We start from the raw sequence: 11,953 nt of genomic DNA on the forward strand, positions 1-11,953 counted from the left end.
TTATGGAACAATTTACAATCAAGGACTCCACTATGGCCTTTATCGGTCTGGGACTGATCGGCGGTTCCCTTGCAAGGGGGCTCAAGCGGGCCCGTCCAGATATCCGCATTATGGCCTATATGCGGACCCGCTCCAAATTAGAGCAGGCCAAAAAAGACGGTATTATAGACGTGATCTTAAATGGGATCGGGGAAAAGCTCCTGGAATGTGATATCATTTTCCTGTGTACTCCTGTGGAGTATAATGCCCAGTATCTCTCTGCCATCCGCCCCTATTTAAAACCGGGAGCATTGATCACAGATGTAGGGAGCACCAAAACAGATATCCATAAAGAAATCCTGCGCCAGGGCCTTTCCCACTGTTTTGTGGGAGGCCATCCCATGGCCGGATCCGAAAAAACAGGCTATGAACATTCTACAGATCATCTTTTGGAAAATGCCTATTATATTGTGACCCCGCCAGAAGGCCTGACAGAGCCCTCTGCATCCTATTCGGACAACGTCTGCCGTCTGCTGGCAGTGGCTCAGGCTGTGGGAGCAATCCCTCTGGTGCTGGATTACAGGGAGCATGACAGGGTAACGGCTGCCATCAGCCATCTGCCCCATCTGGTGGCCTCCAGCCTGGTAAACCTGGTAAAGGACAGCGATTCCCCGGAAGGCATCATGCGCAGGGTCGCAGCAGGCGGCTTTAAGGACATTACCCGCATCGCCTCCTGCTCTCCTGAAATGTGGGAGCAGATCTGCATGACAAACGCCGGGCCCATCGGAGATATGCTGGAGCAGTATATCGGCTCCCTTCAGGATATTCTGGATCAGATTCGCGGACACAAGGACAAAGAGATTTACCGGCTGTTTGAAAAATCACGCACCTACCGAGATTCCATTACAGACCGGGCAAAAGGCCCTATCGAACCCTCCTATGAATTTTCAGTTGATGTGGTGGACGAGGTGGGATCCATTTCTACTATTGCCGTTATTTTAGCCGCAAAGGGCATCAGTATTAAAAATATCGGCATCAACAACAACAGAGAACACGGCGAAGGCGCTTTAAAAATTGCCTTTTATGACGAGGCTTCCATGAAGGAGGCCTGGGAACGGCTTGAAAAATACAAGTTTGAGCTGGTGCGGCTGTAAAACAGAAAGGAATCATATTTTATGGAACTGAAAAAATGGGGTCCCCTCCGGGGCGAAATCACAGTTCCCGGTGATAAATCCATTTCCCACCGGGCGGTTATGTTCGGCTCTCTTGCAAAGGGAACCACGGAAATCCACGGCTTTCTTCAGGGCGCCGACTGTCTTTCTACCATCTCCTGTTTTGAAAAAATGGGCGTTTCCATTGAAAATAAAGGGGATGTGGTTCTGGTACATGGAAACGGCCTTCACGGCCTAAAAAAACCGGAAACTATATTGGACTGCGGAAACAGCGGCACCACCACCCGCCTGATCTCAGGCATCCTCAGCGCACAGGATTTTGACGTTACTCTCACAGGAGATGCTTCTATCCAGAAACGGCCCATGAAACGGATTATGGAGCCCCTTTCCCGGATGGGAGCCGATATCACAAGCATCCGGGGAAATGACTGTGCTCCGCTCCTGATCCGTGGTACAAAGCTTCATGGGATCCATTACACCTCAAAGGTGGCCTCTGCCCAGGTAAAATCCGCCATTCTGCTGGCAGGCCTTTATGCCGACGGAATAACCCAGGTCACAGAGCCCTTTGTATCAAGAAATCATTCCGAACGGATGCTAAAGCTATTTGGAGCCTCTGTTTCCACAGAAGGGACAACCGCCTCTATCTCCCCTGCCACCCAGCTCTACGGACAAAAGGTCATGGTGCCGGGAGATATTTCCTCCGCCGCCTACTTTATCGCAGCCGGTCTGATGGTTCCCGGCTCTGAAATCCTGATCAAAAATGTAGGCATCAATCCTACCAGAGACGGGCTTCTCCATGTATGCCGCGCCATGGGAGCCGATCTGACCCTTTTAAATGTACGGGGCCAGGAGGGAGAACCAACGGCAGATATCCTGGTTCGCCACAGCGCCCTTCACGGAACCACCGTCGGCGGTGCCATCATTCCTACCCTCATTGACGAGCTTCCCATGATCGCTGCCATGGCGGCTGCGGCAGAAGGGGAAACAAGGATCTGTGATGCAGGGGAATTAAAAGTCAAGGAATCCAACCGCATTGCCGTCATGGTTGAAAACCTCACTGCCATGGGCGCTGATGTGACTGAAACAGAGGACGGCATGATCATCCGCGGCGGAAAGCCCCTCCATGGAGCTGTGATCAACAGCCACTTAGATCACCGGATCGCCATGACCTTTGCTGTGACCGCCCAGTGTGCGGAAGGACTCACAACCATACAGGGCGCGGACTGTGTCAATATCTCCTATCCCCGCTTCTATGAGGAGCTGATGGGACTGATTCAAAAGAGAGGCGTTTGTTAATGGATTTACAGTTAGTAAAAATGGGGCCTGAATACCGGGAAATGGCCGAGGATATGCTCCGTGAATGGAAGGCCTCCGGTGAAGCCATCATCCCAAGTGCTATTGATCAGGCAGACATTCATGATTTCCCAGCCTATTTAGACAGCCTGGAGCTTACGGAGGCGGTTCCCGGCCTGGTGCCCGATTCTACCTTTTTCTGCCTGGATAAAGAGAGAAATATCCTGGTGGGAGCCATCAATATCCGTCATTATTTAAATGACCATCTTTTAAAATTCGGCGGCCACATCGGAGACGGGGTACGTCCTTCTGAACGCCGGAAGGGAATTGCTACCCGGATGATTGCCCTGGGACTTGAGGAATGTAAAAAACTGGGTATCACCCGTGTCCTTATGACCTGCAAAAAGGAAAATACAGGCTCTGCCAAAAGTATTATGAACAACGGCGGCATCCTTGAAAATGAAATTGAAAAAGAAGACGGAACCGTGATGCAGCGGTACTGGATCACGCTGTAACCAAAAGAAATCCCCTGTAACCGGCCAGCCGGAATGTATCATTCTGACTGCCTGATTACAGGGGATGTTTTTTATATTTTATTTTGCAGGATAAAATCCGGTGGGAACTTCTGCCAGATTGATCATGATATTCTTCATCTGGGTGTAGTGATCCAGGATTACCTTGTGGGTTTCACGTCCAATGCCGGACTGCTTATATCCGCCAAAGGGGGCTCCCTCAGGGATTGCATTATAGGTATTTACCCACATGCGGCCTGTTTCCACGCCTCTTGCCACGCGCAAGGCACGGTTGATATCTCTGGTCCATACAGCACCGCCCAGTCCGTACTCACTGTCATTTGCCATGGCAATGACCTCTTCCTCTGTCTTAAACTTCAGGATGCAGGCCACCGGTCCGAAAATTTCCTCCTGAGCCACTCTCATGTGGTTGGTAACATCACCTAAGAGGGTAGGACGAAGGAAGCAGCCCTTTTCCAGCTCGCCCTCTTTGGCCTGAACACCGCCGCAGAGCAGCTTTGCGCCCTCTTCTTTGCCGATTTCCACATATTTTAAGATCTTCTCCATCTGACGGCGGTCGATCTGGCTGCCCATCTGGGTATCTTCTTCCCATGGAAGTCCAACCTTCACCTGGTTAAAGCGCTTGACAGCCTCCTCTACGAAGAGGTCGTAAATGCTCTCCTGGACGAACACGCGGGAGCCTGCGCAGCAGACCTGACCCTGGTTGAACAGGATACCCATCTGCAGGCCGTCCATAGCCATCTCCCAATCACAGTCCTCAAAGAAGATATTGGCAGATTTTCCGCCCAGCTCCAGCGTGGATGGGATCAGTTTTTCAGCCGCTGCCATAGCTACGCTGCGTCCTACCTCGGTAGAACCGGTAAATGCCAGCTTTCTAAAGCCCTTGTGTTCCAGCATATACTGGCCGGAACGGGAGCCGGAGCCTGTAATTACATTGAATACGCCTGCCGGGATTACATCCTGCACCAGTCTTGCAAATTCCAGTACGCTTAAGGAAGTGGTGCTGGATGGCTTAAATACGCTGCAGCAGCCGCTTGCCAGCACAGGAGCCAGCTTCCAGGCAGCCATAAGGAAGGGGAAGTTCCATGGGACGATCTGGCCTACCACGCCGATGGGTTCTCTTAAGATCAGGCTTAAGGTCGTATTTCCCAGCATATTGGCGCTTCCCTCTTCCGCCAGGATACAGCCTGCGAAGTAGCGGAAATGATCTGCCGCCATAGGCACGTCAACGGCCAGCGTCTCACGGATGGGCTTTCCGTTGTCCATAGACTCTACCATAGCCAGATGCTCCTTATTGGCGTCAATGATATCTGCAATCTTATTTAAGACAGCGGCCCGCTCTGCCACGGTTGTATTCTTCCAGCTTTCAAATGCTTTCCAGGCTGCAGCTACCGCCTCATCTACATCCTCTCTTGTAGCCTCGGCGCACTCTGCCAGAAAGCTCCCGTCTGCAGGACAGGTGGTCTTAAAAAGCTTCCCGTCTGAAGCGTCCTTCCACTGTCCTCCGATCAATAACTGATATTTACTCTGAAGCTCTGCTTTCTTCATAATGATTTCCTCCTTTTTAATACGCAGCTTTATAAATTCCGATTACCTGCTCCTTGGTTGCCTTGCGCGGATTGGTTAACTGGCATACATCCTTCATTGCATTCTCTGCCATGATCTCAAAATCTTCTTCCTTTACGCCCAGACTTCTTAAATCCTTCGGGATTCCTACCTGCTCGCTGAGCTGGCGGATTGCATGAATCGCTTTCTTTGCAGCCTCTGTGGCGGAAAGCCCTTCAATATTTTCGCCCATTGCCTTGGCAATATCGCGGAAACGGTTCATATTTCCGATCAGGTTAAATTCTTCTACATGAGGAAGCAGGATCGCGTTGCAGACGCCGTGAGGCAGATTATAAAAGCCGCCCAGCTGATGGGCCATGGCGTGTACATAGCCAAGTGACGCATTGTTAAAAGCAATACCTGCCAGATACTGACCGTAAGCCATCTTATCTCTGGCCTTCATATAGGTACCGTTTGCTACTGCCTTTGGCAAATACTGGGTAATCATGGTAATGGCCATCAGAGCCGCCGCATCGGTCAGCGGGTTAGCATTGGTTGATACATAAGCCTCGATAGCGTGTGTCAACGCATCCATCCCCGTTGCAGCAGTCAGTGACGGAGGCATTCCCACCATAAGCTTCGGATCGTTGATTGCGATCTGAGGCGTCACTCTCCAGTCAACGATTGCCATCTTTACATGGCGGCTGGTATCTGTAATAATACAGAAGCGTGTGATCTCAGACGCCGTTCCTGCGGTTGTATTGATTGCGACCATGGGACACATATTCTTTGTGGAACGGTCGATTCCTTCATAATCCCGTATATTTCCTCCGTTGGAAGCTACAAGACCGATCCCCTTTGCACAGTCATGGGAAGAGCCGCCGCCTAAAGAGATAATGGAATCACAGCCGTTTTCCTTAAATACCCTTAATCCGGCTTCTACATTGGTATCCTTGGGGTTTGGCTCTGCGCCCCCAAATACTACGCTCTCTACTCCGGCTTCGGATAAAATTCCCTGGATCATGGCTGCCATTCCCTGTTTCTCCAGGAATGCATCCGTAACGATCAGTGCCTTTTTGCCTCCCAGGCTCTTCATCAGACCGCCTGTTTCATAACCCCTGTGCGATCCGTTACCCCCGTGACACCATCATCCTACCATCCATCTGCGCTCTTTAAAACAGCCAAAACAAAATAATAAAAGGATGCCAGTTTAGCATCCTTTACCATTGCATAAATACATTTCCAAGTCTTCGGACCGCTTCACGAAGCCGTCCCTCATCCATATCGCTGTAATTGAGCACCAGTACCCTTTCATACTCCGGACGCACCCTGGTACAAAACTGGGACAGACAGGCTACTAAAATCCCCTGCTGCTTCGCTTTCTCACGAATCTGTCCGTCTGTGAGAGACGTATCCAGCTTTACCAGCAAATGGGTTCCGCTCTCTCCGCCCCGTACATCTGCTACCGGGAGCAGGGAGGACTGGCGGATGATCCGGATCAGCCGTTCCCCCTCTGTGTGATAATATTTCTTAAGGCGGCTCAGATGACGCTCAAAATACCCTTTCTCCATAAACTTTGCCAGAGCATACTGCTCACATGCAGAGGCTGTGTTGGAATAGAAATTGGCATTATCAATATACCGGCTGATCAGCGCTTCCGGCAGTACCATGTAGCTGATCCGGATCGCAGGAGCCAGAGTTTTGCTGAAAGTATTCATATAGATCACCCTCCCATTCCGATCCATGCTCTTTAGGGCAGGGATTGAGCGGGAACGGTAGCGGAACTCGCAGTCATAATCATCCTCGATCACATATCTGCCTTCCTTTTCTACGGCCCAATTTAAAAGCTCCTGTCTTCTTGCGGCAGACATGACTGTCCCCAGAGGATAATGATGCTCCGGTGACACATGGATCACATCTGCCCCGCTTTCTCTTAAGCTTTCCATACTGATCCCATTTTCATCCATTTCCGTATATCTCCAGGATAGACCATATTCCTCGTAGATCCTGGGAATCTTTTTGTATCCCGGATTTTCCACCCCATAAACAGAGTCTCCGGGAAGCAGCTTTACAAGCTTTCCATAAAGATATTCAATTCCTGCTCCTATGACAATACATTCCGGAGATACCACAATCCCTCTCAGCCTGTATAAATAGTCTGCAATAACCTCTCTCAGCTGCCTGACTCCCAGAAAATGGGCTCTCTGCACCAGCTCCATATCGTACTCGGAAAGCACCTCCCGCATGACCTTTCGCCACATGGAAAAGGGGAATTTTTCATATATGGTATTGTTAGCCGTAAAATCTGCAAACCACTTCTCCTCCCGGTACAGCTGGGGATATTCTGCTTTCTCAGGATGATACTGATCCATGGTCTCTACGTCTGCTACAAAATAGCCCTTTTTCTCCTTTGCGATCAGATAACCCTCCACCAGGAGCTGTTCATAGGCATTCACCACGGTTTTCACACTGATCCCATTATCTCTGGCAAGCTCTCTTCTGGAAGGCAGCTTTGTTCCCGGCAGGAGACGGCCTCTGAGAATGTCCTCCCTCAGACATTCATAAAGACATTCATAGAGGGGACACCCCCTTTTTTTCACTAATTCATAATGCAGCATTTTTATCTGGTATCCTTTTTTTTATTAAAACTGGGTATTAAATAGAGTTCAATTTCGATTATAATAGGGGTAATGCCATTTGTAAAGGGAGGAAATCGTATGGGAGTCTATGCAGTAACCGGAGGTTCTAACGGAATCGGAGCAAAAACCATTTCCATTTTAAAGCAAAAAGGCCATGAAACCATCAATATAGACTGGAAGCGTGGAGATATTGAAGCAGATCTGTCTCTTCCCGAAGGGAGGCAGAAGGCCATTGACGAGCTTTTCAGCCTCTGCCCTCAGGGACTGGACGGCCTGATCCTCTGTGCCGGCATCCCCGGCTCCCTAAAAGACCTGCGTCTGATCCTTTCCGTCAACTATTTCGGAACCATTTCCATTATAAAAGGCGCCTATGATCTTCTGAAGCAGAAAAACGGCGCCTGTGTCATCTCTGCCTCCAGCGCCATTTCCAGGGAAGATATGAAAACCGATCTGGTAGACCTTTTAAACAACAACAGAGACGATGAATATCGGATCCTTGAGGTGATCGGCCGGATGGATGGAGCAGACTTAAATACTGGAGATCAGATCTACGCTGCCTCCAAGTATGCACTCTGCCGCTGGATGCGCCGCCACTCTGCCTCCTATGCCGCCAACGGCGTTCGGATCAATGCCGTGGCTCCTGGGAATGTAAACACCCCTATGACAGCGACCGGGTCAAAAGATACGGCAGCGGCCTTAAATGCCCTTCCGATCCCCACAAAGTACGGCACAAAAAAGCAGATGGATCCGGAAGAAATCGCTTCTGTGATCACATTTCTCATCTCTCCTGAGGCCAGAGGCGTCAACGGGATCGTCATGTTTGTGGACGGTGGCACAGATGCGCTGTTGAATACGGAAAAGGTTTATTAGAAATTCAGATATAAAAGAAAGAAGGATCAGACACCATGACGGAACATTCTGCCATTGAACGATATATAGAAGCACTTGAAACGAAGGATTTTAAAGCACTGGGGGATTTATTCACTTCAGACGGACATTACTGCGACTACTGCCCCAACGGAACGTCCCAGCACGAATACCATCTCTACGGAAAAGAAGCAATCACTATGTTTTTTCAGAATAAGTTTCTGTTCCGCCAGTATTCCATCCTAAGCCCGGTCATCTTAAATGACCGCCAGGCAGAGTTCATCGCTTCCTTTGGAGGCTGCTATGTGATGGCGATCGCAAACCTCCAGCAGCTCTCTGCTGACGGCCATATCAGACGGCTTACGGTGCGGCCGCGGTGAACTGGCTGGAAGCACCGTTTTGCTCAAATAACAGATGCATATTGGAATGCCGATTTAAGGAGTTACAGTTCTTTTCGATATAGTTCCAGGTATCCTTATATGTGCCGGGAACAGCTACTGCCAGGCCGGAAATGAACTCTATAAACGCCTCTGCCCTTCCCTCATACAGATCAGCAAAATTATCGGATCGTATTTCTTTCTCTTCATTCGTAAAATCTTTCAGTTCACCATACAGGACATGTTCCAAATTACAGGAATTGAAATAAATCTGATAAGGGATACCGCGAATTTTTCCTGTTGTCCTCAGCTTGTAAAGGATTTCCCCTTTTCTTTTATTGCGTGCTCTTATTTCCAAAACATTTTTAGCTTCTATATGATCCTCGAAATATCGGACTGCTTCCACATCGGCAGCTCTTACCGCTTCATCCGGAATATACACGCCATCCATATCAACAATATGAACGATCCGGATAAAATCACCCCACTGATACGGATACTTGTTTTTAACTGCCTCAATCTGACCTTTTATTTTCTTTATAATGTTGTCTGCTGAAACATAATCCTTCAGTGTTATATCACCATGTACAACCACAAACTGCACCTCATTACTGGCAAAGTATTCTTTCATAATTGTCCCAAGGGCAGCTTCATCACTTGATCCTTCTACTATAAATATCACTACTTTTTTCTCAGTCATGCTGTATCGCCCTCCCCGCCTTTCTAAATGCGCGTGCAATACGCAGGCTGTCCGTTTCCTCATAAATCACTTCATCCTGACCACCCACCAGGATTCCTCTCAAATACATATTTCTGAGATTATTTGTAGCTTTTTTATTCTTCATCCGAATATATCTTCTATCCGGATTCGCCGTAGAAAACATGATACTGTCTTTATCCAGCATTTCCAGTGCACGAAGGTTATGAGAGGTAAAGATCAACTGACCTTTTGCACTTTGATTGAAAATATCAAGCAGTTCTCCCAGCATATATTCAAAAATCCCAGCATCCAGTTCATCAATCGCCAAACAGATAGAAGGATTCCCAAATGCCTGGATCAATGCATTTAATATCGAAATAATCTTGATGATCCCCTCTGATTCCATACGAATGGGAATAGCCGGCATATCACCACGGATTGAAACCAGTTCCACTCTGTAGCCATTTTCTCCTGAATCCATCAGCTGCATTCCATAATTATGGACAGCGATTTTCATTCCGGGAATGATTGTATATAAAACCATATTTACCTGATCTACAATCGTATCAAGAAGCTCCTTCTCTTCTTTCCCTAAAACAACCGGCTCAGTTAAAGAAATAGCAAGATCACCTTTCATCCCTATTTCGTTCTGTTCAATTTTAAACGCCATTGGCAGTAAAAAATTTGCTGAAATCACCCCGGAATGCGTGTTTCGTATTACAAACAGATCTTTCAATGCAAACTTGAATAATGCCTTTATGACCTCAGAATAATGTTTGAAATTATTTTCGTAATCACGGCAGAAAATTTCTCTGCTGCTTTCTCCAAATATATAAGAACAATTCGCTTTTTCAGCCATCTTTTTGGCTACAATAAGATCAGTTCTGTTCTCCCGACCGGCTTCAATCACCTCATCTAATCGTTTCTTTGGGGAAAATATATCCGCCCTGTCAATGCGTTTATAATCCATGAATACCGTTTTGTTGCTTCTGGAATTTCCCTGGTTTATCGCACAGCTTAAGGTTTCCCGAACGATCATTGCATATTTTTCACTTTTTTGCAGCACAATCGTGTAACTTACCTCATAAATAACATCTTCCGTAAAAATATTAAAATTTGCAGAAATTTCCCCACAGTCGCTTTTTGTATCAATATAATCCACAATTTTATCCTCAAGCGGATGACCAATCATAATTCTGTGCAGATAATATAATGCATCAATAACTGCCGTCTTCCCTGAACCATTTTGTCCATACACACCCAGCACTTCGGCATTCCTGTAAGAAAGGTGCTTGCGGTAAGTATTCGGCATAATGATTTGACCGTTTCTAACATTTTTAATATTGGAAATCGTCAGCGATGCCAGCCTTACAATACTCTCCATCTATGTCTTCCTCCATGAATCCAATTCTAACATGAACTGCACTCACTTTCAATATTTTTTGTATTTTTGCATTTTTTATTCCTTTTTCCAAAAAACAATTTTGTATATGGATAGGCAAATATCACAGCTGATATGCGCTGCTTCATCTTTACGAACTCATTCTTTTCACTCTGCCTGTTCCTCTTTTATCGCTTTGACTCTAAATACATATATATGATCCCCAATCATCAATATCTTCTAATTTAAAACATATTCCTTTATCTGTCTCCATTTCATAAGTGTCATAGACATTTACGTAATTTCTTACTGAATTTTTTACATCTGTCAATGTAGAGCCCAATCCTATAATATTTTTATTTTTCTTGCTTCATACTCAATTTTTCCAATTCATTAACAAGATCTTTTTCCATACGAAGTTTAAACCGAAAAATTACATTCTTAAACTCATTTATATTTTTGTAACTAACCCCATTCCCCTCTTTCTCTGTAAATCTTAAAATCCCTTCTTTCTCGTCCACTCGTATCATTTTGGCAGCATAAACGTTAGTCCGTAAGTCTATATTTAAAATATTATAAACTTCCTGAATTGTTATTTTCTGAGTTAAGCCTCCTGTGTTTTTTTCAGGGATCCAAATTCTTCCTTTATCTACATCACCCCGCTTCAATTTTGGATACCCTAATTTTTCCAAAACAGGGTCTAGCTCAGCCTTTATAATCTTACTTTTTGAATTGAAAATTCCTATCATAAAAACACCCCACATTATATGTAATTTGTATAAAGAAATACTGCCCTTCATACCCTACGCTTTTTCCGTTATACCTTTATCCTGAATTATTCACGACTTTGCCACGAATGTGGCTGAAAGCCACATAGTTACTGTATTTTAACTGAATATTGCTTTTCACCTATCAAGTGAATGAAAAAAGAGCATCCATTTGTGGTAAAATTAAGGTGTCTAATCAAAATAAATACCAACAAAGGAGCCCTTTATGAGTATTGTAAACACCTTATCACTAGAAAGCAATAGACAAATTAAAATAAATTTTGATGGAGGAGATTTATCCTCCGATGCAGGATTGCTTCTCATCAAAGAATTCTGTACTTGAAAAAGACACCCTTGCATCACAGCCTACGGTATCAAGATTCTTTAACCGTATGGATGAAGATACCTTAAATCAGTTACTTATGATTGGCAGAATACTCCGAAAGAGAGTTTATCGTATTCAGATGCCACAGGCTGTTATTCTGGATCTGGATTCCACTCTTCTTGATGCATACGGCAAACAGGAAGGCAGAGCCTTTAACTTTCATTATCAAAGCAATGGATACCATCCACTTGTCTGTTATGATGGAATGACCGGAGATCCGTATTCTGCTTCGTGGTGACAGCGGTTTCGCTACACCTGATCTTTATAAGCAGTGTGAGGAAAACGGCACAAGCTATGTGATCCGGCTGAAGGAGA

11 protein-coding genes and 2 pseudogenes are annotated in these 11,953 nt (G+C 46.2%); 6 read left to right on the plus strand and 7 right to left on the minus strand.

The genetic code is table 11. The features are described 5' to 3' along the window. Positions 1 to 2 precede the first annotated feature (2 nt). The 3 genes from ACZM6M_RS06610 to ACZM6M_RS06620 are packed head-to-tail and all read left to right on the plus strand — an operon-like array spanning position 3 to position 2,959. A complete protein-coding gene (locus tag ACZM6M_RS06610) occupies positions 3 to 1,133 on the plus strand; it encodes a prephenate dehydrogenase/arogenate dehydrogenase family protein (RefSeq protein WP_489489985.1) in 1,131 nt (376 codons plus the stop codon). Between the two features lie 21 nt (positions 1,134 to 1,154). Beyond that, positions 1,155 to 2,447: a 3-phosphoshikimate 1-carboxyvinyltransferase gene (aroA, locus tag ACZM6M_RS06615; protein ID WP_337434387.1), complete on the plus strand. Its 1,293-nt coding sequence runs from the start codon at positions 1,155 to 1,157 to the stop codon at positions 2,445 to 2,447. Further along, complete coding sequence (locus ACZM6M_RS06620; RefSeq protein ID WP_066549130.1) at positions 2,447 to 2,959, plus strand: GNAT family N-acetyltransferase; 513 nt, start codon at positions 2,447 to 2,449, stop codon at positions 2,957 to 2,959. Before aroA ends, ACZM6M_RS06620 begins: the two co-directional genes overlap by 1 nt. Positions 2,960 to 3,037: 78 nt before the next feature. On the opposite strand, the gene ACZM6M_RS06625 is transcribed toward ACZM6M_RS06620, so the two are convergent. The 4 genes and pseudogenes from ACZM6M_RS06625 to pdxR all read right to left on the minus strand — a co-directional run bounded on the left by ACZM6M_RS06625 (position 3,038) and on the right by pdxR (position 7,140). Then, positions 3,038 to 4,525 (minus strand): aldehyde dehydrogenase family protein, encoded by a 1,488-nt coding sequence (locus ACZM6M_RS06625; protein ID WP_340277325.1) that lies wholly within the window; start codon positions 4,523 to 4,525, stop codon positions 3,038 to 3,040. Between the two features lie 16 nt (positions 4,526 to 4,541). After that, entirely contained in the window at positions 4,542 to 5,156 is a 615-nt protein-coding gene (locus ACZM6M_RS06630; RefSeq protein WP_489489994.1) for a dehydroquinate synthase/iron-containing alcohol dehydrogenase family protein, read from the minus strand. An 18-nt stretch (positions 5,157 to 5,174) separates the two neighbouring features. Further along, positions 5,175 to 5,624: pseudogene (locus ACZM6M_RS06635) on the minus strand (iron-containing alcohol dehydrogenase); the annotation flags it as partial. A gap of 118 nt (positions 5,625 to 5,742) precedes the next feature. Then, positions 5,743 to 7,140: a MocR-like pyridoxine biosynthesis transcription factor PdxR gene (gene pdxR, locus ACZM6M_RS06640; RefSeq protein ID WP_066549131.1), complete on the minus strand. Its 1,398-nt coding sequence runs from the start codon at positions 7,138 to 7,140 to the stop codon at positions 5,743 to 5,745. 99 nt (positions 7,141 to 7,239) lie between these two features. Here pdxR and ACZM6M_RS06645 point away from each other — a divergent pair, with 99 nt between their 5' ends. Further along, positions 7,240 to 8,031, plus strand: coding sequence for an SDR family oxidoreductase (locus ACZM6M_RS06645; protein ID WP_489489987.1), 792 nt, complete (start codon positions 7,240 to 7,242; stop codon positions 8,029 to 8,031). Between the two features lie 35 nt (positions 8,032 to 8,066). Beyond that, a complete protein-coding gene (locus ACZM6M_RS06650; protein ID WP_066549137.1) occupies positions 8,067 to 8,408 on the plus strand; it encodes a nuclear transport factor 2-like protein in 342 nt (113 codons plus the stop codon). On the opposite strand, the gene ACZM6M_RS06655 is transcribed toward ACZM6M_RS06650, so the two are convergent. The 3 genes from ACZM6M_RS06655 to ACZM6M_RS06665 form a co-directional block, all read right to left on the minus strand. Beyond that, the gene (locus tag ACZM6M_RS06655; RefSeq protein ID WP_418926221.1) at positions 8,389 to 9,105 is read right to left on the minus strand and encodes a hypothetical protein; all 717 of its coding nucleotides are present in this window, start codon (positions 9,103 to 9,105) and stop codon (positions 8,389 to 8,391) included. The two genes, ACZM6M_RS06650 and ACZM6M_RS06655, sit on opposite strands and share 20 nt — an antisense overlap. Further along, on the minus strand, positions 9,098 to 10,489 hold the full coding sequence (locus ACZM6M_RS06660) for an AAA family ATPase (protein WP_337434392.1): 1,392 nt from the start codon (positions 10,487 to 10,489) through the stop codon (positions 9,098 to 9,100). Before ACZM6M_RS06660 ends, ACZM6M_RS06655 begins: the two co-directional genes overlap by 8 nt. A gap of 353 nt (positions 10,490 to 10,842) precedes the next feature. Next, positions 10,843 to 11,286, minus strand: coding sequence for a hypothetical protein (locus ACZM6M_RS06665; RefSeq protein ID WP_340277320.1), 444 nt, complete (start codon positions 11,284 to 11,286; stop codon positions 10,843 to 10,845). A gap of 193 nt (positions 11,287 to 11,479) precedes the next feature. Here ACZM6M_RS06665 and ACZM6M_RS06670 point away from each other — a divergent pair. Beyond that, a pseudogene (locus tag ACZM6M_RS06670) lies at positions 11,480 to 11,953 on the plus strand (transposase); the annotation flags it as partial.

The organism is Enterocloster sp., from assembly GCF_057861365.1.